At 61.0% G+C, this 21893-nt stretch carries 24 protein-coding genes; 9 read left to right on the top strand and 15 right to left on the bottom strand.

Annotated elements, in window-relative coordinates:
• Positions 1-66: 66 nt before the first annotated feature.
• The 7 genes from AC3WTM_RS11980 (at position 67) to AC3WTM_RS11950 (ending at position 8326) form a co-directional block, all read left to right on the top strand.
• Positions 67-1347, top strand: a complete 1281-nt coding sequence (locus AC3WTM_RS11980) for a glycerate kinase type-2 family protein (protein WP_102669703.1) — start codon at positions 67-69, stop codon at positions 1345-1347.
• A complete protein-coding gene (gene pyk, locus AC3WTM_RS11975; protein WP_090453871.1) occupies positions 1337-2752 on the top strand; it encodes a pyruvate kinase in 1416 nt (471 codons plus the stop codon). The genes AC3WTM_RS11980 and pyk overlap by 11 nt, the downstream gene beginning before the upstream one ends.
• A 146-nt stretch (positions 2753-2898) precedes the next feature.
• Positions 2899-3813 (top strand): urea transporter, encoded by a 915-nt coding sequence (locus AC3WTM_RS11970; protein WP_102669704.1) that lies wholly within the window; start codon positions 2899-2901, stop codon positions 3811-3813.
• 21 nt (positions 3814-3834) lie between these two features.
• Entirely contained in the window at positions 3835-4659 is an 825-nt protein-coding gene (locus AC3WTM_RS11965; protein ID WP_102669705.1) for an ion transporter, read from the top strand.
• A gap of 91 nt (positions 4660-4750) precedes the next feature.
• Complete coding sequence (locus tag AC3WTM_RS11960) at positions 4751-5749, top strand: sulfate ABC transporter substrate-binding protein (protein ID WP_102669706.1); 999 nt, start codon at positions 4751-4753, stop codon at positions 5747-5749.
• Positions 5750-6143: 394 nt separating this feature from the next.
• The gene (locus tag AC3WTM_RS11955) at positions 6144-7349 is read left to right on the top strand and encodes an MFS transporter (RefSeq protein ID WP_102669707.1); all 1206 of its coding nucleotides are present in this window, start codon (positions 6144-6146) and stop codon (positions 7347-7349) included.
• An 89-nt stretch (positions 7350-7438) separates the two neighbouring features.
• On the top strand, positions 7439-8326 hold the full coding sequence (locus AC3WTM_RS11950; protein ID WP_102669708.1) for a LysR family transcriptional regulator: 888 nt from the start codon (positions 7439-7441) through the stop codon (positions 8324-8326).
• Between the two features lie 14 nt (positions 8327-8340).
• On the opposite strand, the gene phnN is transcribed toward AC3WTM_RS11950, so the two are convergent.
• The 11 genes from phnN to ccmA form a co-directional block, all read right to left on the bottom strand.
• Positions 8341-8892 (bottom strand): phosphonate metabolism protein/1,5-bisphosphokinase (PRPP-forming) PhnN, encoded by a 552-nt coding sequence (gene phnN, locus AC3WTM_RS11945; RefSeq protein ID WP_102669709.1) that lies wholly within the window; start codon positions 8890-8892, stop codon positions 8341-8343.
• A 501-nt stretch (positions 8893-9393) separates the two neighbouring features.
• On the bottom strand, positions 9394-9801 hold the full coding sequence (locus AC3WTM_RS11940; protein WP_079246789.1) for a hypothetical protein: 408 nt from the start codon (positions 9799-9801) through the stop codon (positions 9394-9396).
• A 14-nt stretch (positions 9802-9815) separates the two neighbouring features.
• A complete protein-coding gene (ccmI, locus tag AC3WTM_RS11935; protein WP_102669710.1) occupies positions 9816-11018 on the bottom strand; it encodes a c-type cytochrome biogenesis protein CcmI in 1203 nt (400 codons plus the stop codon).
• A complete protein-coding gene (locus tag AC3WTM_RS11930) occupies positions 11011-11484 on the bottom strand; it encodes a cytochrome c-type biogenesis protein (RefSeq protein ID WP_102669711.1) in 474 nt (157 codons plus the stop codon). The genes ccmI and AC3WTM_RS11930 overlap by 8 nt, the downstream gene beginning before the upstream one ends.
• A complete protein-coding gene (locus AC3WTM_RS11925) occupies positions 11481-12017 on the bottom strand; it encodes a DsbE family thiol:disulfide interchange protein (RefSeq protein ID WP_102669712.1) in 537 nt (178 codons plus the stop codon). The genes AC3WTM_RS11930 and AC3WTM_RS11925 overlap by 4 nt, the downstream gene beginning before the upstream one ends.
• Entirely contained in the window at positions 12014-14002 is a 1989-nt protein-coding gene (locus AC3WTM_RS11920) for a heme lyase CcmF/NrfE family subunit (RefSeq protein WP_057715862.1), read from the bottom strand. The genes AC3WTM_RS11925 and AC3WTM_RS11920 overlap by 4 nt, the downstream gene beginning before the upstream one ends.
• Before the next feature lie 3 nt (positions 14003-14005).
• Positions 14006-14461, bottom strand: coding sequence for a cytochrome c maturation protein CcmE (gene ccmE, locus AC3WTM_RS11915; protein ID WP_008052305.1), 456 nt, complete (start codon positions 14459-14461; stop codon positions 14006-14008).
• Complete coding sequence (gene ccmD, locus AC3WTM_RS11910; protein WP_057715863.1) at positions 14458-14634, bottom strand: heme exporter protein CcmD; 177 nt, start codon at positions 14632-14634, stop codon at positions 14458-14460. Before ccmD ends, ccmE begins: the two co-directional genes overlap by 4 nt.
• Entirely contained in the window at positions 14631-15386 is a 756-nt protein-coding gene (locus AC3WTM_RS11905) for a heme ABC transporter permease (RefSeq protein WP_102669713.1), read from the bottom strand. The genes ccmD and AC3WTM_RS11905 overlap by 4 nt, the downstream gene beginning before the upstream one ends.
• Before the next feature lie 73 nt (positions 15387-15459).
• Positions 15460-16128, bottom strand: coding sequence for a heme exporter protein CcmB (ccmB, locus tag AC3WTM_RS11900; protein WP_007983326.1), 669 nt, complete (start codon positions 16126-16128; stop codon positions 15460-15462).
• Entirely contained in the window at positions 16125-16760 is a 636-nt protein-coding gene (ccmA, locus tag AC3WTM_RS11895) for a cytochrome c biogenesis heme-transporting ATPase CcmA (protein ID WP_102669714.1), read from the bottom strand. The genes ccmB and ccmA overlap by 4 nt, the downstream gene beginning before the upstream one ends.
• A 199-nt stretch (positions 16761-16959) precedes the next feature.
• On the opposite strand from ccmA, the gene fliK reads away from it, so the two are divergent.
• Positions 16960-18534 carry a flagellar hook-length control protein FliK gene (fliK, locus tag AC3WTM_RS11890; protein WP_102669715.1) on the top strand — a complete coding sequence of 525 codons (1575 nt, stop codon included), beginning with the start codon at positions 16960-16962 and terminating at the stop codon, positions 18532-18534.
• Complete coding sequence (locus AC3WTM_RS11885; RefSeq protein ID WP_102669716.1) at positions 18531-18860, top strand: EscU/YscU/HrcU family type III secretion system export apparatus switch protein; 330 nt, start codon at positions 18531-18533, stop codon at positions 18858-18860. Before fliK ends, AC3WTM_RS11885 begins: the two co-directional genes overlap by 4 nt.
• A 63-nt stretch (positions 18861-18923) precedes the next feature.
• Here AC3WTM_RS11885 and AC3WTM_RS11880 read toward each other — a convergent pair whose 3' ends face one another.
• The 4 genes from AC3WTM_RS11880 to AC3WTM_RS11865 form a co-directional block, all read right to left on the bottom strand.
• Complete coding sequence (locus tag AC3WTM_RS11880) at positions 18924-19424, bottom strand: hypothetical protein (protein WP_057398386.1); 501 nt, start codon at positions 19422-19424, stop codon at positions 18924-18926.
• Positions 19425-19901: 477 nt separating this feature from the next.
• Positions 19902-20297, bottom strand: a complete 396-nt coding sequence (locus AC3WTM_RS11875; protein ID WP_102669717.1) for a DUF2802 domain-containing protein — start codon at positions 20295-20297, stop codon at positions 19902-19904.
• Positions 20298-20783 (bottom strand): chemotaxis protein CheW, encoded by a 486-nt coding sequence (locus tag AC3WTM_RS11870; RefSeq protein ID WP_007980742.1) that lies wholly within the window; start codon positions 20781-20783, stop codon positions 20298-20300.
• A gap of 76 nt (positions 20784-20859) precedes the next feature.
• Positions 20860-21789, bottom strand: a complete 930-nt coding sequence (locus tag AC3WTM_RS11865) for a CheW domain-containing protein (RefSeq protein ID WP_102669718.1) — start codon at positions 21787-21789, stop codon at positions 20860-20862.
• Positions 21790-21893: the final 104 nt, after the last annotated feature.

The raw sequence follows: 21893 nt of genomic DNA, 5'->3' as shown, positions 1-21893 counted from the left end.
CGAGCAAGCTCGCTCCCACAGGAACCCGAGTTGCCCTTCAAATAACAAGAATTCCGGGAGCCCGCCATGTCGGTCGATCCGCAACAATTGCTGCGCGAGCTGTTTGCCACAGCCATCGATGCGGCGCATCCGCAACAAGTCCTCGAAGCCCATTTGCCAACCGACCGCAGCGGCCGCGTGATCGTCATTGGCGCCGGCAAAGCCGCAGCCGCCATGGCCCAGGTGGTCGAGCGCTGCTGGCAGGGTGAAGTGTCCGGCCTGGTGGTGACCCGCTACGGTCACGGCGCACCTTGCGAAAAAATCGAAGTGGTCGAAGCCGCACATCCGGTACCGGACGCTGCTGGTCTGGCGGTGGCCAAGCGTGTGCTGGAACTGGTCAGCAACCTGAACGAATCCGACCGCGTGATCTTCCTGCTTTCCGGTGGCGGCTCTGCACTGCTGGCACTGCCGGCCGAAGGCATCACCCTGGCCGACAAGCAGTCAATCAACAAAGCCCTGCTCAAGTCCGGCGCCACCATCGGCGAGATGAACTGCGTGCGCAAGCACCTCTCGGCGATCAAGGGCGGGCGTCTGGGCAAAGCCTGCTGGCCTGCCACGGTTTATACCTATGCGATTTCCGATGTGCCGGGCGACCTCGCCACGGTCATCGCCTCCGGCCCTACCGTGGCCGACCCGAGCACGTCGGCCGAAGCGCTGGCGATCCTCAAACGCTACGCCATCGAGGTTCCGGCTTCGGTGCGCACCTGGCTGCAAAGCCCCGAATCGGAAACCGTCAAACCCGGCGACCCGAGCCTGGCACGCAGTCATTTCCAGTTGATCGCCCGCCCGCAGCAATCCCTTGAAGCGGCGGCGGTGAAATGCCGTCAGGCCGGGTTCAGTCCGCTGATCCTCGGCGACCTTGAAGGCGAATCCCGCGAGGTGGCGAAAGTCCACGCTGGCATCGCACGGCAGATCGTCCTGCACGGTCAGCCACTGGCGGCGCCCTGCGTGATTCTCTCGGGCGGTGAAACCACCGTGACCGTGCGCGGCAATGGCCGTGGCGGTCGCAATGCCGAGTTCCTGCTCAGCCTGACCGACAGCCTCAAGGGCCTGCCCGGTGTCTACGCACTGGCCGGTGACACCGACGGCATCGACGGTTCCGAAGACAACGCCGGCGCGATCATGACTCCGGACAGCTACGCCCGCGCCGCGGCAAAGGGCCTGAGCGCCAGTGACGAGTTGGACAACAACAACGGTTACGGCTACTTCGAGGCGCTGGACGCCCTGATCGTCACCGAGCCAACCCGTACCAACGTCAACGACTTCCGCGCCATTCTGATCCTTGAGAGCACTAAACATGACGCCTGATAAAAAGGTCAAAATCCTCGCCACGCTCGGCCCGGCCATCGACGGCATCGATGCCATCCGTGAACTGGTGCTGGCCGGGGTCAACATCTTCCGCCTGAACTTCAGCCATGGCGATCATGCTGACCACGCCCAGCGTTTCCAGTGGATTCGTGAAGTCGAGCGTCAACTCAATTATCCATTGGGCATCCTGATGGACCTGCAAGGCCCGAAACTGCGGGTCGGCAAGTTCGCCGAAGGTAAGGTGCAGCTGGTTCGCGGCCAGGCCTTGCGCCTGGACCTCGATGCCACGCCGGGCGATGAGCGCCGGGTCAACCTGCCCCACCCGGAAATTATCGCCGCGCTGGAGCCGGGCATGGACCTGCTGCTGGACGATGGCAAGTTGCGTCTGCGAGTGGTGACCAAGTACGCCGACGCCATCGACACCACCGTGCTCAATGGCGGCGAACTGTCGGACCGCAAAGGCGTGAACGTGCCACAAGCGGTGCTCGACCTGAGCCCGCTGACCGCCAAGGATCGCCGCGACTTGGCCTTCGGTCTGGAGTTGGGTGTGGACTGGGTGGCGCTGTCGTTCGTGCAACGTCCCGATGACATCCGCGAAGCCCGTACCCTGATCGGCGACAAGGCGTTCCTGATGGCCAAGATCGAGAAGCCCTCGGCCGTCGAGCAACTGCGCGAGATAGCCGAATTGAGCGACGCGATCATGGTCGCCCGGGGTGACCTGGGTGTGGAAGTGCCGGCTGAAAGCGTGCCGCAGATCCAGAAGAACATTATCAGCACCTGCCGCCAGCTCGGCAAACCGGTGGTAGTCGCCACTCAGATGTTGGAGTCGATGCGCTTCTCACCCGCGCCAACCCGCGCCGAAGTCACCGATGTGGCCAACGCCGTGGCCGAAGGTGCGGACGCGGTGATGCTGTCGGCGGAAACCGCATCCGGCGAATACCCGCTCGAAGCCGTGCAGATGATGAGCAAGATCATCCGCCAGGTGGAAAACGGGCCGGACTATCAGACTCAACTCGACGTCAGCCGGCCGAAAGCCGAGGCGACTGTTTCCGATGCAATCAGCTGCGCCATTCGCCGTATCAGCAACGTGCTGCCGGTGGCGGTGCTGGTCAACTACAGCGAGTCCGGTGCGTCGAGCCTGCGTGCGGCGCGGGAGCGGCCGACGGTGCCAATCCTCAACCTGACACCGAACCTGCAGACCGCCCGTCGCCTGAGCGTGGCGTGGGGTGTGCACTCAGTGGTCAACGACCGCCTGCGTCAGGTCGATGAAGTCTGCTCGACGGCACTGGAGATTGCCCAGGCCCAAGGCATGGCGCAGCGTGGCGACACGTTATTGATCACCGCCGGTGTGCCCTTTGGGCAGCCTGGGTCGACTAACTCTCTGCGTATCGAGACATTGATCTAGCGCCCATACCGGCCTCATCGCGAGCAAGCTCGCTCCCACAGTTGATTTGTGTACGGCACAAATACAATGACTGAGCAAAGACTCAATGGGGGAGCGAACCTGCTCGCGATGCAGGCAACCCGGTCCCACTGACTTTCAGACCTGCCATGCCTGCCAACCATTTCAACACCCACTGCCCCGACTGGGCCGAAGCGTTGCTCAACGGCTTCAGCCAGATCTTTCTCCAGCGCAATCCGCTGTGCGGCCTGCTGTGCCTGCTGGCCATTGTGTTCACGGCGCCCGCCTTGCTCGGCGGCGCTTTGCTCGGCGGTGTCGCCGGGCTGCTGACCGCGCAACGTCGCAACTATGCCAAGGCTGATCGTCAGGCCGGGCTGTTCAGCTACAACGGCGTTCTGCTCGGTCTGTTGCTGAGCCTGTATTTCCCCTGGTCGGCGATGATGCCGCTGCTGATTCTGGCCGCCGGAGGCCTGAGCGCGATGGTCACCCAACAGTGGCTCAAGCGCGTCCGGTTCAGCCAATATCTGCCGGCTTACACCGCGCCCTTCGTTGGGCTGGGCTGGTTGCTGCTGTGCTTCGCCACGCCCTCGACAGAGCCGCACTTGATCGAAGTCAGCACCCTGAACATGCTCGCAGCGCCACTCAAAGGCCTCGGCCAGGTGATGTTCCTCGGTCATCCGCTGGCCGGAGCGATGATTGCCGCCGGTTTGCTGATCGCTGATCGCCGCGCGTTCTGCTGGGCGTTGCTGGCCTCAGTCGCGGGCATGGGCTGGAGCCTGCTGCACCACGACTTCTATACCGCACTGCTCGGCCTCGGTGGCTATAACGCCGTGCTGGCCGCCCTCGCCTTCAGCTCCCAGCGTCGCCAACAGTGGCTGCCGCTGGTTGGCATCGGCCTGGCGCTGTTGCTGACGCCGCTGTTTGCCGCCATCGGTCTGCCCACGCTGACCGCGCCGTTCATTCTTGCCGGCTGGCTGATTCGCAGTGTTATTCAAATGCTCGGCAAAGCCACAGTCGACAGCGCGCCTTGCGCTCCTGGGGAGAATCAACCTAGGCTGCGCTGATTTGCGGCCAAGGCGATGTGCATGATCAGCAACGACACGTGGCGTAATCGCCTGTACGTGATTATTTTCCAGACCGACACCGTCGCCGGGCGACGCTTCGACACAAGCCTGCTGCTGATCATCTTCGCCAGCCTGGTAGTCGTGATTCTGGACAGCATCGATGACGTCCACCAAAACTACGCCAGCCTGCTGGCGTACATCGAGTGGGGCTTCACGGTGATCTTCCTCGGCGAGTACATCCTGCGCCTGTACTGCTCGCCCAAGCCCCTGCGCTACGCCTTCAGTTTCTATGGGCTGGTGGACTTGCTGGCCATCGTGCCCGGCATCCTCGCGCTCTACTACAGCGATGCCCAGTACCTGCTGATCATCCGGGTGATCCGGATGCTGCGGATCTTCCGCGTGCTCAAGCTCGGCCCATACCTCAAGCAAGCTCATTACCTGCTCGATGCCCTGCGTGGCAGCAAGCAGAAGATCCTTGTGTTCCTGCTCAGCGTCTGCACCCTGGTGACGGTGTTCGGCACCCTGATGTATGTGGTCGAAGGCCCGCAACATGGCTTCACCAGCATTCCCAAGGGTATTTACTGGGCTATCGTGACGTTGACCACCGTCGGTTACGGCGACATCGTGCCCAAGACCGCACTGGGCCAGGTCATCTCGTCGATGGTGATGATCACCGGTTACTCGATCATCGCCGTGCCTACCGGGATCTTCACCGCCGAACTGGCCACGGCCATGCGTGGCGGCCAGTTGCAGCACCACTGCCCGGTGTGCGCCAAGGACAGTCATGAGCCGGAGGCGTCGTTCTGCTCCCGTTGCGGTAATGCGTTGTTCAGGAAACGGGAATAAGCAAAGAGCTTTTTAATCTTTAAAGGACTATACGAGCCCAGTTATAGTCGCTGGCAAATTGCCCCACTTTTAATAGAACAAGGAATGCGCAGTGAAAAAACTCTTTGGCGCCTCGCTTATCGCCGCTGGCCTGGCCCTGGGCAACATCGCCCAGGCTGCACCGACCCTACTCAACGTTTCCTACGACGTGATGCGCGATTTCTACAAGGACTACAACACTGCGTTCCAGAAACACTGGCAAGCCGAGCACAACGAAAACATCACCCTGCAAATGTCCTTCGGCGGCTCCAGCAAACAGGCGCGTTCGGTCATCGACGGCTTGCCGGCCGACGTCATCACCATGAACATGGCCACCGACATCAACGCCCTGGCGGACAATGGCAAACTGGTCCCGGACAACTGGGTCACGCGCCTGCCGAACAACAGCGCGCCGTTCACCTCGGCCACCGTGTTCATCGTGCGCAAGGGCAACCCGAAAGCCCTGAAAGACTGGCCTGACCTGCTCAAGGACGGCGTTCAGGTCATCGTCCCGAACCCGAAAACCTCCGGCAACGGTCGCTACACCTACCTGTCGGCCTGGGGCTACGTGCTGAAAAACGGCGGAGACGAGAACAAGGCCAAAGATTTCGTCGGCAAGCTGTTCAAACAAGCGCCGGTGCTGGATACCGGTGGCCGCGCCGCGACGACTACTTTCATGACCAACCAGATCGGCGACGTATTGGTGACGTTCGAGAATGAAGCGGAAATGATCGCCCGCGAGTTCGGCCGTGATCAGTTCGAAGTCATCTACCCAAGCGTTTCCGCCGAAGCCGAGCCACCGGTGTCGGTGGTCGACAAGACCGTCGACAAAAAAGGCACCCGTGCAGCGGCCGAGGAATACCTGAAGTACTTGTGGTCGCCGGAAGGTCAGGAAATTGCCGCGGCAAACTACCTGCGCCCGCGTGATCCAGCCGTGCTGGCCAAGTACACCGACCGTTTCCCGAAAGTAGACTTCCTGTCGGTCGAGAAGACCTTTGGTGACTGGCGCACCGTGCAGAAGACCCACTTCAATGATGGCGGGGTTTTCGACCAGATCTACAGTGGCAAGTAATCGACTGAAACACTGCAACTTCTATGGGAGCGAGCTTGCTCGCGATGACAATTGAACAGTCAGCATCGTCGTTGACTGCCATTACGTTATCGCGAGCAAGCTCGCTCCCACAGGTTCTTCGACATCCCGCTACATCGGCGGCGTCACGCTATCCTTGCCCGCCGAAATGGATTGGGCGGTGAGCGTGCCGTCAGCGTCCTGCGTCACAAAGGTCACGATCTTCACGAACAAGATGTAGGTGAATGTATCATTCACCCTCGATGTTCTGACGCAAGACACACGCGTTCGTCAGTCATTCCGCAATGGAATGATTGCTATCACTCCAATCACGCTTCCGCCGATTCAGTCAGCCCATTAGCCTGCGCGCATTCCTTTCCGTACAGCGAGACCCGTTATGAACCCAGCGACCCAGGTGTCCCACGGCACCGCGACAATGACCCGAGGCATGGTGCTGCTGTTCGCCTTCTGCTGCGGCGCCATTGTCGCCAATATCTACTACGCCCAGCCGATCATCGGCCTGATCGCGCCGGACATTGGCCTGACCAACACCATGGCCAGCCTGATCGTTTCCTTGACTCAGATTGGCTATGCGCTGGGACTGTTTTTCCTGGTGCCGCTGGGGGATCTGCTGGAGAACCGCCGGTTGATGATCATCACCACGCTGGTGGCAATTGTCAGCCTGCTAGGTGCGGCGTTTACCGACCAGCCGAACGTGTTTTTGCTGATTTCACTGTTGGTGGGGTTCAGTTCGGTTTCGGTGCAAATCCTGATTCCGTTGGCCGCGCACCTGGCACCGGAAGCAACCCGTGGCCGTGTGGTGGGCGGGATCATGGGTGGATTGTTGCTCGGCATTCTGCTCGCCCGACCGGTGTCCAGCGTGGTGGCCGACCACTTCGGCTGGCGGGCGATGTTTGTGATTGCCGCGGTGTTGATGGCGGCCATCAGCATCGTGCTGGCCGTGACCATTCCCAAGCGTGAGCCTGATCACAGCGCGTCCTATGGCCAGTTGCTGGGCTCTCTGTGGACGCTTTTGCGCAAGCAACCGGTCCTGCGCCAGCGTGCGTTTTACCAAGGCTGCATGTTTGCCACCTTCAGCCTGTTCTGGACCGCCGTGCCGCTGGAACTGGCGCGCAATCACGGTTTGTCGCAAAGCGAGATCGCGATCTTCGCCCTGGTCGGGGCCATCGGCGCCATTGCTGCCCCGATCGCCGGTCGCCTGGCCGATTCCGGTCACACCCGCATCGCATCGTTGCTGGCCCTGCTGTTCGCCAGCCTGAGTTTCATGCCGGCGTTTATCCATCCGATCTACAGCGTCATCGGCCTGGCGGTGACCGGCGTGGTGCTCGACTTCTGTGTGCAGATGAACATGGTCCTCGGCCAGCGTGCGGTCTACGCCCTCGACGGTAAAAGCCGCAGCCGCCTGAATGCGCTGTACATGACCAGCATCTTCATCGGCGGCGCCTTCGGCTCTTCGGTGGCCAGCGCGGTGTACGAACACGGCGGCTGGTTGTGGATCGTGATCGTCGGCAGCGCGTTTCCGCTGCTGGCGTTGTTGCGGTTCCTGAGTGTTTCGCAGAAGGTTTCGCTGGCGACGGCATAGGCCTCAAAACCCAGTAGGATCGCCGCCCGGAGCAGACTCGCTCCCACAGTGGATCCGCAGTGATTTTCAGAACAGTACAAGGACTCTGGATGGACCGCCTCGGCGCAATGGAAACCTTCGTCTACGTGGTGGAAACCGGCTCGTTTTCCGCCGCCGCACGGCGCCTGAATATCGGCCAGCCGGCCGTGTCGAAAACCATCGCGCAACTCGAATCGCGGTTGGCGGTGCGGCTATTGCTGCGTTCGACCCGGGGGCTGACGCCCACCGAGGCCGGGCTGGCCTTTTTCGAACGGGCCAAGCGTGCCATCGAAGAGGCCGACGAAGCCGACAACGCCGCTCGCGGTTCCGCCAGCGGGCTGAGTGGCAACCTGCGTATCTGCGCGGCTGTCACCTTCGGGCGGCTGCATATCGTTCCGTACCTGGGTCCCTTCCTGGAGCAAAACCCGGAGTTGAACATCGATCTGATGCTCGATGATCGCAACGTCAACCTGGTGGAAGAAGGCGTCGATATCGCCCTGCGCATGGGCACCCTGAACGACTCGGGCCTGACTGCGCGCAAGATCGCCGAATGCCGGCGCATGGTACTGGGCACACCGGCGTACTTCGAAAAACACGGCGAACCTACCTGCCCTGCCGACCTGCGCAAGCACCAGGCAGTCATCTACACCCTTGGTGACGGCGCCAGTTGGCCGTTCAACAAGGCCGGCGAGGAGCAATCGGTCATCGTCAACGGCCGGATCCGCGTCAATGCCGCCGAAGGCCTGCGAGAAGCCGTGCTGGCCCACCAAGGGCTGACCATGGCCTCGCAATGGATGTTCGCGCCTGAACTGGCCGACGGTTCGGTTCGGGAAGTGATGAAGGACTGGGTACTGCCGGACCTGGATTTGTGGGCGGTTTTCCCTACGGGGAGAATGGCCAGCGCCAAGGCTCGGGCGTTCGTCGAGTATGTGCAGGGGTTGTTGGCCAGGAAGGCCTGACAGGTAGCCGGGAGTTACTCGTCAATGCAGACCAGCAACCGGTCGACCGTTTGCTCAAGCGGCCCTGAATTGTCGAGCAAGTGCACGGCCGGGTCCTCCGCCAGCAATTGCTCACTGAATCGGGCATTGCGTGCCAACCGCTGATCGATCTCGATCGGTGATTCCCGCCCACGTTCCAGCAAGCGCTGGCGCAGTACTGCCTGATCCACAGTCAACAACAGCACCAACGCGTTCGGATAGCGCAGGCGCGCGTTCTGCAAATGCCCGCGAGAGCCATTGATCAGCACGTCCTGCCCGGCGGCCAGCCAATCGTCGATTTCCCGTGGGATACCATAGGACAATCCGTTGGCGTGCCAGCTCAGCGCAAACGCGCCCCGGGCCTCCATTTCGGCGAATTGCTGTTCACTGACGCCCAGCGCCGCTTCGCCCACGGCCTCCGCCGAGCGCGTGATGACCCGCCGCACGATGCGGCAGCCGCGTTCGGCCAACCGTGTTCGCGCGGCATCCAGCAGGCTGTCCTTGCCCGAACCTGAAGGCCCGATGAGATAGATCAACCTGCCCGCCATCAAACCACCCTCTTCATTTGTCGCCCTGTTCGCCGGATCCACGGCAGACGGTCCTGATTACGCTTGCGCCAGATCAGCCCGCAGGCCCGGCGTATGATCCATCACCAACACCGGTTGCACCAGCGGGTTTTCCAGCGGGTCTCTATACGCCAAGGGTGTCCTCGCAGCGCATTGACGCCTCGGCGCGGGCGAGTCCATCCAATTACGGCGGGTTACTTGGAAAATCCCCAAGTAACCAAGGGCTCTTGCCCCTGACGTTCGGCCTCTCGAGAGGGCAAGAAAATCAAAGCCTACTGACCGGCCTGATCGCAATTGAACGCGTTGCCCCTGTAGGAGCGAGCTTGCTCGTGAAAAACGCCGGGACACCGCGGGGATTCAGACAGCCCGCGTTATCGTTGACGTCCATAGCGAGCAAGCTCGCTCCCACAGAATTCAGCAGTGACCCACCCACCACATTCCAGCAGGCACAAAAAAGGCGACCCGAAGGTCGCCTTTTTTGCGTTACTGCCCGAATTTCCGCCCCAAGCCACCCGGTACACCCTGGATGTCAGTATCTTCCCACGGTCCTTGCGGACTAATCGACCGACTCCAACCATTATCCCAGCGGTAATAGGTACGTTGGCGATAAAAGGTATTGGGCTGGTCATCCAACACATACACCCCAAGCTTCGGATCCCAGTGGCTATTGCCCCCCGGTGGTGGCGCGAAGCTGGCAGACGTGCGTGGCAACGGCTTGGAGGGTTTGGCCGGGATGGTCGGCTTGCTCGGTACAGGCGACGTCGATGGCGTGGGGCTTGGCTGCGACGGCGGGAACGGTGGTGGTGCCTGATGTTCCGTTGGTTGCTGGACCGCACAAGCGCTTAACCCCAAAACAGCGCTGAGCAGGGCAATACGAGCAATGGCGGTCATGGTGGCGTTTCCTGTTATTTATCCGGGCTGTCGATGGTCAGTGTCTGCGGCGCAGTGGTGCTGCTTGCCAGGGGCTGGCTGCGACCAATCCATTCGCCGGCGGTCGGTTTGCCGGCACGGGAAATGCGCGCAACCAGTTGGACTTCAGGGAAGTTCGACAGTTTCAATTGCGGCATCATTGCGTCGGCATCGCCCAGTTCGACGGTTACCGGCAGGTCGGCCACGGTCATGCGCTTGACCGCCAGCGGGGCTGGAGGACCGGATATCGCACGGGCGAAGATGAACACGCTGTCGCCAGGCTGGACCTTTGATTTGAGATCCGCGGCCAGATCGACACTGACCTTGAGCAACGCCGAGGCCTTGGCCGCCGGTGCTTGTGCAACCTTGCCGCCACTGGCCACCAGCTTCTCCGTGGCCCGGGTAATTCCGCCTTCCAGCGCCTCGCGGGACTTGTCCTCCGGCAGCAGCTGCGCCAACAGGCGATTCCAGTAATCGATGGCGTCCTGATAACGCTCGCTTTCAAATGCGGCAATGCCAAGCAGGCCAAGGCTGGTGACTTCTTTTGGATCGGCCTTGAGCGCTTCGTCGGTCAGGGCCTGGACCTTGTCCGACCACTTCTTGCCATCGGCGAAGTACTGGGCCTGGGCCCATTGACCGAGCAACTCGGGCTGGCGACCGGCCAGGCTCACGGTGCGTTCGAACATCTTCGCCGCATCCGCCGGGCGATCCTGAGCCATGTAGGTGCGACCGAGGAAGTACGTGCCTTCGGCGGAATCCGGTTGAGCGGCGACCGCACGTTCCAGGCGCCGCGTCATCTCTTCCATCGACTGGGGTGCCTGGGAGAATTCGCGGGTCAGTTCGACCTTGTCACTGGCACCGAAATGCAAATACAGGCCCAAGCCCAGCACCGGCACCAGAATGGCCGCCAGCAACGGCAAAGGTTTGCCCAGACGCGACACCCGTGGCGCTTCAGCGCCTTCGGTGTCCGCCAGCAACTCACGGGCAGCTTCGGCGCGACCGGCGTCCATTTGCGCGGCATCGAGCACGCCCTCTTCCTGCTGAGCCTGCAACTCAGTCACGCGTTCCTGATACAGCGCGACGTTCAGGGCGGTACGATCCTCTTCGAGCTGGGCACGACGACTGCGCAGCACCGGGATCAACAGAAAACTCAGGGCAACCAGAAGCAGTAGACCTGCAGCGAGCCAGAAATCAATCATTCTTGGTTTTATCCAACAGGTGGTCGAGGCGCGAGCGCTCCTCGGCAGAAAGCGAGTCCGGGGTGCCGGCGCGTTGCACGCGACGACGGCGGACGATCACCGCGATGATCACGACACCGCCCAGCAGCAGGCCGGCGGGGCCGAACCAGAGCAAGGCGGTCTTGGCGTTCAGTGCAGGCTTGTAGCGGACGAAATCACCGTAGCGATCGACCATGAAGTCGATGATCTGCTGGTTGTCCTTGCCCTCGCCGAGCATGCGGAAAATCTCTTTGCGCAGGTCGGCGGCAATCGGTGCGTTGGAATCGGCGATGTCCTGATTCTGACACTTGGGGCAACGCAGCTCCTTGGTCAACTCGCGGAAACGCTCGCGATCTTCTTCCTTGGCGAACTCGTAGGTGTCGATGGCCGCGTGGGCCACGCCCGCCAGGCTCAAGCCCAGGACAACGGCAGCGATCCAGCGCTTCATGGCTTGGCCTCATCGACCAGTGCCTGGTACTTGCCCGCCAGTTTTTCACGCCAGACCTGCTCGTCGATCACGCCGACGAACTTGTCACGGATGATGCCCCTGGCGTCGATGAAGAAGGTTTCCGGTGCGCCGTATACACCGAGGTTCAGGCCCAGCGAGCCTTCGTCGTCACGGATATCCAGCGCATACGGGTTATGAAAATCCGTCAACCACTTCAAGGCATCGGCGTTGACGTCCTTGTAGTTGATGCCGTAGATCACCACGCCCTGCTGGGCCAGTTTGTTCAACACCGGGTGCTCGACCCGGCAGGAAATGCACCAGGTGCCCCAGACGTTGACCAGCGCCGGTTTGCCCAGAATGTCAGCACGGGTCAGGGTCTTGTCGCCCTGCACCGACGGCAGGGAAAACTCCGGGAACGGCTTGTTGATCATGGCCGAAGGCAGCTCGGCCGGATCCAGGTACAACCCACGGTAAAGGAATACCGCGACCACCAGAAAAATCGCCAGTGGCAACAACATCAACCAACGCTTCATGCAGTGGCTCCCGACATGCCCAGTGCTTCGCGCACGCGGCTTTTGACCTTGACCCGATAACGCCGATCCAGCGCCGCCAGCAACCCGCCAGCGCCTGTCAGCAAGCCGCCGAACCAGATCCAGCGCACGAACGGCTTGACGTGCACGCGCACGGCCCAGGCGCCATTACCCAGTGGTTCACCGAGGGCGACATAGAGGTCGCGGGTGAAACCGGCGTCGATACCCGCTTCGGTCATCACCGAGTTCTGCACGGTATACAGGCGTTTTTCCGGGTGCAGCACGCTGATTTCCTTGCCGTTGCGGATCACTCGCACGGTGCCCTTGTCGGAGGTGAAGTTCGGGCCTTCGAAGTGTTTGGCGCCTTCGAAGACGAACTGATAGCCGCCCAGGTCCATGGATTCGCCGGGCGCCAGGCGCAGATCGCGCTCGGCACTGTTCTGGCTCGACAGCACGACACCCAGCGCACACACGGCGATGCCCAGGTGCGCGATCTGCATGCCCCAGTAGCTGCGGGTCAGGGTTGGCAGTCCTTTGATCAGGCCCTTGTGGCGAGTCTTGTCGAAGATGTCACGCACGCCGGCCAGCAACACCCAGGCAGCGAGCATGAAGGTCGCGAGCACGGCCCAGTTGAAATCGCCGTAGGCGATGCCGGCCACTACGGCCAGCGCGGCGCTGCCGAGCAGGACCGGGGTGAGCATGCTTACCAGCCATTTCACCGGAGTGTCTTTCCAGCGCACGATCACGCCGACCGCCATCACCACCATCAGCAATGCCATCAACGGAATGAACAGCGCGTTGAAGTATGGCGGGCCGACGGACAGCTTGGCGCCGGTCATGGCGTCCAGAATCAGCGGATACAAGGTGCCGAGCAGGATCATCGACGCGGCCACCACCAGCACCAGATTGTTACCCAACAGCAGGGTTTCCCGGGACCAGAGGTTGAAGCCCACCTGGCTCTTGACCACCGGAGCGCGCAGGGCAAACAACGTCAGCGAACCACCCACCACGAACAGCAGGAAAATCAGGATGAACACCCCGCGCTCCGGGTCGGACGCAAAGGCGTGCACCGAGGTCAGCACGCCGGAACGCACAAGGAAAGTACCCAACAGGCTCAGCGAAAACGCAGCGATGGCCAGCAACACGGTCCAGCTTTTGAACACGCCACGTTTTTCCGTGACCGCCAACGAGTGAATCAGTGCGGTGCCCACCAGCCATGGCATGAACGAGGCGTTTTCCACCGGGTCCCAGAACCACCAGCCGCCCCAGCCGAGTTCGTAGTACGCCCACCACGAACCGAGGGTGATGCCGATGCCGAGGAACGCCCAAGCCACGATGGTCCACGGACGAGACCAGCGCGCCCAGGCGGCGTCCAGGCGACCGCCCATCAACGCGGCGATAGCGAAGGCGAAGGCCACGGAGAAACCGACGTAACCCATGTACAGCATCGGCGGGTGAACAATCAGGCCGATGTCTTGCAGCAGCGGATTGAGGTCGGCACCGTCGGTGGGCATTTGCGGCAGGATGCGCTTGAACGGGTTGGAGGTCATGATCAGGAACAGCAGGAAACCGGTGCTGATCATGCCCATCACCGCCAGCACGCGGGCCAGCATGACCTGCGGCAATTGCCGGGAAAACACCGATACCGCAAAGGTCCAGCCGCCGAGAATCAAGGCCCACAACAGCAGGGAACCTTCGTGGGCACCCCACACGGCGCTGAACTTGTAGTACCACGGCAAGGCACTGTTGGAGTTGTTGGCCACATAGGCCACGGAGAAATCGTCGACCATGAAAGCGTAGGTCAGGCAACCGAAGGCGAACAGCAAGAACGCGAACTGCCCCCACGCGGCCGGCTGGGCCAGGCTCATCCAGAAGCGGTCACCGCGCCAGGCACCGACCAATGGCACCACGGCCTGAACCAGCGCGAAACACAACGCCAGGATCATGGCCAAGTGGCCCAATTCGGGAATGAAGATTCCAGCTGTCATCAGTTAGCCCTCTTTCGCGGGAGTGGGTGCCGACTGGCCGCTGTCTTTCAACGCCTTGGTCACTTCCGGCGGCATGTACTTTTCATCGTGCTTGGCCAGCACTTCATCGGCCACCACCACACCATCGGCATTGAGCTTGCCCAAGGCGACGATGCCCTGCCCTTCGCGGAACAGGTCCGGCAGGATGCCGCGATAAGTGATGGTCACGGATTTGTTGAAGTCGGTGACGACAAACTTCACGTCCAGCGAGTCGCCGGAGCGCTGCAAGGAACCGGCCTCGACCATGCCGCCGGCGCGGATACGAGTGTCTTGCGGGGCTTCGCCGTTGGCGATCTGGGTCGGTGTGTAAAACAGGTTGATGTTCTGCTGCAGGGCACTCAAGGCCAGGCCAACGGCAGCGCCGACCCCGACCAGGATCGCGAGAATGATGATAAGACGCTTTTTACGCAGCGGATTCACTTGCCGTTCTCCCGGCGCAGACGACGCGCCTCTTGTTGCAGATACCGCTTGCGGGCCAGGATCGGCGCCGCCACGTTGAGGGCCAATACCGCCAGGCAGATGCCATAGGCTGACCAGACATACAGGCCATGATGACCCATGGCGACGAAGTCGCCGAATGAAGCAAAACTCATCGAGCGACCTCCAGGCTGTTTTCGACTTCGGTTTTGACCCAACTGGCCCGGGCTTCGCGCTTGAGCACTTCAAGACGCATGCGCAGCAGCAGCACCGCGCCGAAGAAACAGTAGAAACCCAGCGCCGTCAACAGCAGTGGCAGCCACATCTCGGCTGGCATCGCCGGTTTTTCGGTGAGGGTGAAGGTCGCGCCCTGATGCAGGGTGTTCCACCACTCCACCGAGTACTTGATGATCGGGATGTTGATCACACCAACGATCGCCAGCACTGCACAGGCCTTGGCCGCGCTGTCACGATTGCTGATGGCGTTGCCCAATGCAATGAGACCGAAGTACAGGAACAGCAGGATAAGCATGGACGTAAGGCGTGCATCCCAGACCCACCATGAGCCCCAGGTCGGCTTGCCCCAGATCGCCCCGGTGACCAGCGCCACGGCGGTCATCCAGGCGCCGATGGGCGCCGCGCATTGCAGGGCGACGTCGGCCAGTTTCATCTTCCACACAAGGCCGACGATGCCGCACACGGCCAGCATCACGTAGATGGACTGCGCCAGCATGGCGGCCGGAACGTGGATATAGATGATGCGAAAGCTGTTGCCCTGCTGGTAGTCCGGCGGCGCGAAGGCCAGGCCCCAGACCACGCCAACGCCGATCAGCAGCAACGCCGCAACGCTCAGCCAGGGCAGCATTTTGCCGCTGATGCCGTAAAACCATTTGGGCGAGCCAAGCTTGTGAAACCACGTCCAGTTCATACTGTTTCCATCACGGTTGCTCTTTACTGTGAAGAGCCAGGGCCTTTACTGATCAAATTTTGACCAGACCTCATTATTCGCCGACGCTGATCTTCAAGCCAGCGGCTATTGCAAAAGGTGTCAGGGTTATCGCCAAGGCGGTCAGGCTGCCAAGCCATAGGAGATAACCGGTCGCCGGCATTCCCTGCAAGGCAGCCTGCAAGGCGCCACTGCCAAGGATCAATACCGGGATGTACAACGGCAGAATCAGCAGTGCCAGCAACAGGCCGCCGCGCTTCAAACCTACTGTCAGCGCCGCACCCACCGCACCGAGCAGGCTCAGTACCGGTGTACCGAGCAGCAACGAAAGCAGCAACACCGGCAGACAGGCGGCAGGCAAACCGAGCATCAATGCCAGCAAGGGTGCGAGCAAAACCAGTGCCAGACCGGAAAAAGCCCAGTGTGCCAGCACTTTGGCCAAAACCAGAAGAGGCAGGGGGTGCGGCGAAAGGACCCACTGTTCAAGGGATCCGTCTTCGAAATCACTGCGGAAAAGCCCGTCCAGCGAGAGCAGAACCGATAAAAGTGCCGCGACCCAGACCAACCCAGGAGACAAGGTTTGCAACAATTGAGACTCGGGTCCGACCGCCAACGGGAACAAGGAAACGACGATGGCAAAAAATACCAGCGGATTGGCCAGCTCCGCGGGACGGCGAAACAGCAGACGGGCCTCACGGGCGACCAACAGGCCAAAAACACTCATACGGCCCAATTCCCCAGATCGATGTCGCGATAAGCGGCCGGCATCCGGCTCAGCGTGTGGTGGGTGGTCAACACCACCATGCCGCCGCGTTCGCAGTGGCCGGCCAGGTGTTCTTCGAGTTGCGCCACGCCCTGTTTGTCGAGAGCGGTGAACGGTTCATCGAGAATCCACAACGGCGGGCTGTCCAGATACAAACGCGCCAGTGCGACGCGACGCCGCTGGCCAGCGGACAGGGTGTGGCAGGGAACATCTTCGAAACCACGCAATCCGACCGCCGCCAGCGCCTGCCAGATCGCGTCATGGGAAGCCGGTTGATGCAGGGCGCAGAGCCAGCTCAGGTTCTCTTCCGGTGTCAGCAAATCCTTGATTCCCGCCGCATGGCCGATCCACAGCAGATTGCGCGCCAGCTCAGCGCGCTGCTCATCAAGGGGCTTGCCGTTGAGCAGCACTTGACCGGCGGTCGGATGCATCAGCCCGGAGAGCAGGCGCAACAGGCTGGTCTTGCCGCTGCCGTTGGGGCCACTGATTTGCATCATTTCGCCACTGGCCAGTCTCAAATCGAGATTTTCGAAGAGCAGCCGAAGGTCTCGCTCACAGGCAAGGGCAACGGTTTGCAGGACAGGACTGGTCAAGGGATCACGGGCCTTATACGGTTCAAGTCGGCTCTGGCGCGGCCGTTAAAGAGATGCAGCATAGATGCAATGGCGTCTTGTTCTAGAGAGCTGCGTCAAACAATTGCAAAGTTTTCGCCATTTTTGGATACAACGGCGCGGCATTATACATGCCAGACCTTACTCTAAAGAGTGCATTTTCCTCAGGTTGTGACCGCGTATGACAGGCGAAATGAACATCCTCCCGCTGGCGCAAACCGTCCCGGTGACTTCACGTGCGCAGGTGATCAGCGGTGAGTTGCTCAAGTTGCTGACGCCGGTGGAAGGGCTGATCAGCGTCGGTCAAACCGCCCAGGCCGAAGTGTTGTCGCTCAAGCAGGCGGACCAGACTTTCCAGATGCTGCTCAAGGTCACCCTCGACAGCGGCCGCGAGACCACAGTCCAGACCACAGGCAATCAACCGCTGGCCCAAGGCACCACACTGGTGGTCAGCCAACCCTCGGCCGGCAATCTGGCGGTGACGGTGCAACAGGCCATTGCCTCCAGCATCGCCACCCTCACCCGCCTCGACACCGCGCAATTGCCCGTTGGCACCCTGCTGCAGGGCAAGGTATTGACCTCGCAAATGCTGCCGCAGGTGCCCGGGCAGCCCATGGTGTTTCGCTCGATGGTGGGCCTGCTCAATACCGCACTGAGCGGCAGCACCCTGAGCATCGACAGTCCGCAGCCCTTGCGCATCGGCACCTTGTTGAGCGCACAGGTGCAGGACGCCCAGACCGTGAAGTTCGTGCCCCTGAGCAGCCGACAGGAACAACTGGCGGTGACCCAGCAACTGGTCGACCAGCAAAGCCGCCAGGGCTCGCTGGATAGCTTGCTCAAGCGCCTGCAGAACCTTCCGCCCTCGGACCAGACATCCGTTGAATTGCGCAGCGCTGCTGCCCGTTTGCTCGCCGGCTTGCCGGATGTTCAACAGTTGAGCACCCCCAAGGGCCTGGCCCAGGCCCTGGCCAGTAGCGGCATGTTTCTCGAAAGCAAACTGCTGACCGGGCAAAACCTGACGCTCGCGCCGGACATGAAAGGCGATTTGCTCAAACTGGTTGCGCAGTTGAGTCAGGGCTTGCCGGCCAACACCAACCTCGGAGCGATCATCGCCGCCAATACCCTGGCTCAGGCCATGCCGAATTTTGTCCGCAATGCCCTGGGCATGCTCGGTCAGGTCAGTGCCAAGCCGTCGCCGACCGGTTTCCCGCTGCCCGAACGTCTGTTAAAAGGTGCCGACGGTGAAAACGACCTCGAACACCTGCTTCGCCTGGCCGCCGCCGCGGTTTCACGCCTGCAAAGCCATCAACTGTCGAGCCTGGAACAGACCGGCGTAACCGCCGACGGACGACTGATGAGCACCTGGCAGCTGGAAATCCCGATGCGCAATATGCAGGACATCGTGCCCTTGCAGGTCAAGTTCCAGCGCGAAGACGCCCCCGAAAAACAACAGCCAAAGGAACGTCGCGAAGAACACGAACCCAAGCAACAACGGTGGCGTGTGGAGCTGGCCTTCTCCATGGAGCCTTTGGGGCCGCTGCAAATCCAGGCGCAACTGGTCAAGGGCAGCCTCTGCGGCCAGCTCTGGGCCGAGCGGCCATACACCGCCAGCCTGATCGAAAGCAATTTGGCCGGGCTGCGTGATCGCCTGCTGTCCGCCGGCCTGAACGTCGGCGACCTGGACTGCCACCTCGGCACACCGCCCCAAGGCCCACAAACCCGCCTCGAACAACGCTGGGTCGACGAAACCGCATGAAAAACCCCAACGCCCCACGCCAGGCCATCGCTCTCCAATACGACGGCACCCACGCCCCCACCCTCACCGCCAAGGGCGACGAAGAGCTGGCGGAAGAAATCCTGCGGATCGCCCGTGATTGCGAAGTACCGATCTACGAAAACGCCGAACTGGTAAGACTGCTGGCGCGTATGGAGCTGGGAGACAGTATTCCGCAGGAGCTCTATCTGACGGTTGCCGAGATCATTGCGTTTGCGTGGAATCTGAAGGGGAAATTTCCGGCGGAGATGGTTCAGGAAGCGCTGCTGGTCGAGCAGGACATTACTGAACGCGGGGATGATTATTGAGCTTACGCCCCTCTTATGCAGGAGCCGGCTTGCCGGCGAACAAGGCCTTGAATATTGCACCGATCATTTAGCCGCCTTCGCTGGCAAGCCAGCTCCTACAAAGCGCAAAAGCTTGAGACTGCGACCAATAATCAATCCATTGATAAGGCCAGCCCCCAGTGCCGACCATGCCGTCATCGGCAATTCATTGGCCATTTCCGGATACATCGCTGCCTGATAGCCAAGGTAGTAACGCCATGCAAAGAAGCCCCAATACACCATCAGTACCTTGACTGTACCGCCCAACTCCAACGTTTCTCCCACGCACTTCACATTCGTGTACGAGTAAAAACGCAATGCGAGTAACCATCCTGCCAATAGCCCGAGTACGTAGGCCGAGAGGGGAATGACTACACCTTGGGAGAGATTCAGCGAAGCCAGGGATAGGGTCACGAATATCACCGGTGTGATCTGCAATGACCTTTTCGACACGTGATTCTTGAAGCAGGCAATGACACCGTAATAAGTCAGGATCAGAAAAACCGCATAAACCCACAGCGGTGTACCGCGCAAAATGTCGAGCATAGGCCTCCCTGGCACTGCATATTTTGAACAGGATGATCAAACTACTGATGGCGGGTTGCAATTACAAGGCGGCGGGATCTGAGAAAGCTATAGGCAGGAGACTACGACGGCGTAATACGTGTCTGGGGATGAAGGGGGATGCGTCGGATCGCGGGGATGATAGTTGCGTATTCGAAGACGCCTTCGTCGGAACGCCGCCCGGAGCTAGCTCGCTCCTGCAGGTGAACACATGCTTCGTGTCCGACATGGAACCACTGTAGGAGCGAGCTTGCTCGCGATGGAGGCATGAGCACCGCGTTTCTCCAGGAAGCCCGCGTCTTCGTTAACGACCATCGCGAGCAAGCTCGCTCCTACAGGTGAACACATGCTCCGTGTCCGGCATGGAACCATTGTAGGAGCTTGCTCGCGATGGAGGCATGAGCGCCGCGTCTCTCCAGGAAGCCCGCGTCATCGTTAACGACCATCGCGAGCAGGCTTCTAACTGTTCTTGTGCAACTTGCTCATCAACTCCGCCTCAGCCTGGGTCAGGCCGCAGGACTGGGTCAGTTCGTTGACGCTGGCGCCCATGCCCACCAGTCGTGCAGCCTGGGCAAACGACAGGCTGGAAGGATCACGCTGTTCCAGCCGGGCGAGTTTGTCCGGCAATGGCGCGACTATCGCGCGTAGCTCATGCAGGTCTTCACCCATGCGCACATTGCCGTTCTGGTAGTCGTCGACGCGCTTGCCCAGGTCCTTGATGCGCTGATCGCGCAGCGCATCACCCTGAGCCTGTTGCGCGGCGATCTGCTTTTGACCGCGAATGTACGCCAGGAACATTGCCAGCGTGCCTGCCCAAAACAGGAACAGGACAATGACCGCAACCTCGAGAATCAATCAGATACTCTCCAGTTCCGACCATTCTTCTTCGCTCATCATCTTGTCGAGCTCGACCAGGATGAGCAATTCGTTGTTCTTGTTGCATACGCCTTGAATGAACTTGGCGGACTCTTCGTTACCCACGTTCGGCGCGGTTTCGATTTCCGACTGACGCAGGTAAACCACTTCGGCCACGCTGTCGACCATGATCCCGACCACCTGCTTGTCGGCTTCGATGATGACGATACGGGTGTTGTCGCTGATCTCGGCATTCATCAGACCGAAGCGCTGGCGGGTGTCGATCACGGTGACGACGTTGCCGCGCAGGTTGATGATGCCCAGCACGTAGCTCGGGGCACCCGGGACCGGGGCGATTTCGGTGTAACGCAGGACTTCCTGAACGCGCATCACGTTGATGCCGTAGGTCTCGTTGTCCAGCTTGAAGGTGACCCATTGCAGGATCGGATCTTCGGAACCCTTTGCCGCCGTCGCCTTGTCATTCATACCCTGTCCCCTCAAGAAACCGCCCTGGCGGTGTGTGTTCTGTGCAACATCATCAGAGTGACGTCGCCTGTTTTGTTTATTTGACTGACGTCGGTTTGTGGCCCGGCTTGCCGCCGGACATGTGCCGGGCTCCGCCGCTGGCGATCAACGCGGCCAGTGAGGCGACATCGAGCAAGGCGCACATGTGTTCAATTACCGTGCCGGCGAGCCATGGCCGCTGACCTCGGTGACTTCTCCATTTGATTTCATTCGGGTTCAGACGCAACGAACGGCTGACCTGATGCACCGCCAGCCCCCACTCGTAGCCTTGCACCGAAATCACGTATTGCAGGCCTTGCTTGAAATCGTCGCGGTAACGGTCGGGCATGACCCAACGCGCGGTATCGAGCACCTTGAGATTGCCGGCCTGGCTCGGCAGGATGCCCAGGAACCATTCGGGCTGGCCGAACAATGGGGTCAACTCGTGACCGGCCAGGGAGTAAATCGACCCCAGGCACACCAGCGGCACCGCCAAGGTCAAGCCGGCGACATCGAACAGCAGGCATTCGAAGGGTTCGGCAGCCCAGGACGGACGACCGTCGGACTCAACCGGAGGCGGCGTGTTGCTCGGTGGTAGATGCACATCGACGACCGGCGGCACCAGGGTTTGCTGCACTTCGACGACTGCTGGCTGCGCCTCGACAGGTGGTGGCACCAAGGCTTGCAGCAGCGGCGCGATGGTCGAGACCGGCGCCATAACAGGGGCCGGAGCTTCGATCACCGGCGCCTTGAACACTGGCGCCATCGATGCATGCACCGGGACGACCGTCACAGCGGCTGCGGCGTCGCGGGCCTGCTCTTCGAGCACCGCTGCCTGAAACTCGTCCAGCACCGCTTCTGCGGCGATCTCCTCGGCCACTGCCTCTACGGGCAGCGTCAATTCTTCGGTCACTTCCTGCAGCAAGCTGTCCAGGTAGGACTGCAATGCCAGTTGCGGGCGCGAAGTGGTCTTCAATGGCCGGTTCATGAGCACGCACCTGTAGGAGCGAGCATGCTCGCGATGAACCTGAGAGCGCCACGGGGTGTCAGGTTTCCCGCGTCATCGTTGACGACCATCGCGAGCAAGCTCGC

Source organism: Pseudomonas sp. EU05-FHT14B02, from assembly GCF_058791055.1.
Note: the sequence above shows the minus strand (reverse complement) of the source record. Positions and strands in the feature narration are given on the sequence as shown.

Bases quoted from the DNA above. Each gene is read 5' to 3' on its own strand.
- AC3WTM_RS11980 (WP_102669703.1), top strand. From the start codon at position 67: ATGTCGGTCGATCCGCAACAATTGCTGCGCGAGCTGTTTGCCACAGCC.
- pyk (WP_090453871.1), top strand. From the start codon at position 1,337: ATGACGCCTGATAAAAAGGTCAAAATCCTCGCCACGCTCGGCCCGGCC.
- AC3WTM_RS11970 (WP_102669704.1), top strand. From the start codon at position 2,899: ATGCCTGCCAACCATTTCAACACCCACTGCCCCGACTGGGCCGAAGCG.
- AC3WTM_RS11965 (WP_102669705.1), top strand. From the start codon at position 3,835: ATGATCAGCAACGACACGTGGCGTAATCGCCTGTACGTGATTATTTTC.
- AC3WTM_RS11955 (WP_102669707.1), top strand. From the start codon at position 6,144: ATGAACCCAGCGACCCAGGTGTCCCACGGCACCGCGACAATGACCCGA.
- AC3WTM_RS11950 (WP_102669708.1), top strand. From the start codon at position 7,439: ATGGACCGCCTCGGCGCAATGGAAACCTTCGTCTACGTGGTGGAAACC.
- phnN (WP_102669709.1), bottom strand. From the start codon at position 8,892: ATGGCGGGCAGGTTGATCTATCTCATCGGGCCTTCAGGTTCGGGCAAG.
- AC3WTM_RS11940 (WP_079246789.1), bottom strand. From the start codon at position 9,801: ATGACCGCCATTGCTCGTATTGCCCTGCTCAGCGCTGTTTTGGGGTTA.
- ccmI (WP_102669710.1), bottom strand. From the start codon at position 11,018: ATGATTGATTTCTGGCTCGCTGCAGGTCTACTGCTTCTGGTTGCCCTG.
- AC3WTM_RS11930 (WP_102669711.1), bottom strand. From the start codon at position 11,484: ATGAAGCGCTGGATCGCTGCCGTTGTCCTGGGCTTGAGCCTGGCGGGC.
- AC3WTM_RS11925 (WP_102669712.1), bottom strand. From the start codon at position 12,017: ATGAAGCGTTGGTTGATGTTGTTGCCACTGGCGATTTTTCTGGTGGTC.
- AC3WTM_RS11920 (WP_057715862.1), bottom strand. From the start codon at position 14,002: ATGACAGCTGGAATCTTCATTCCCGAATTGGGCCACTTGGCCATGATC.
- ccmD (WP_057715863.1), bottom strand. From the start codon at position 14,634: ATGAGTTTTGCTTCATTCGGCGACTTCGTCGCCATGGGTCATCATGGC.
- AC3WTM_RS11905 (WP_102669713.1), bottom strand. From the start codon at position 15,386: ATGAACTGGACGTGGTTTCACAAGCTTGGCTCGCCCAAATGGTTTTAC.
- ccmB (WP_007983326.1), bottom strand. From the start codon at position 16,128: ATGAGTGTTTTTGGCCTGTTGGTCGCCCGTGAGGCCCGTCTGCTGTTT.
- fliK (WP_102669715.1), top strand. From the start codon at position 16,960: ATGACAGGCGAAATGAACATCCTCCCGCTGGCGCAAACCGTCCCGGTG.
- AC3WTM_RS11885 (WP_102669716.1), top strand. From the start codon at position 18,531: ATGAAAAACCCCAACGCCCCACGCCAGGCCATCGCTCTCCAATACGAC.
- AC3WTM_RS11880 (WP_057398386.1), bottom strand. From the start codon at position 19,424: ATGCTCGACATTTTGCGCGGTACACCGCTGTGGGTTTATGCGGTTTTT.
- AC3WTM_RS11870 (WP_007980742.1), bottom strand. From the start codon at position 20,783: ATGAATGACAAGGCGACGGCGGCAAAGGGTTCCGAAGATCCGATCCTG.
- AC3WTM_RS11865 (WP_102669718.1), bottom strand. From the start codon at position 21,789: ATGAACCGGCCATTGAAGACCACTTCGCGCCCGCAACTGGCATTGCAG.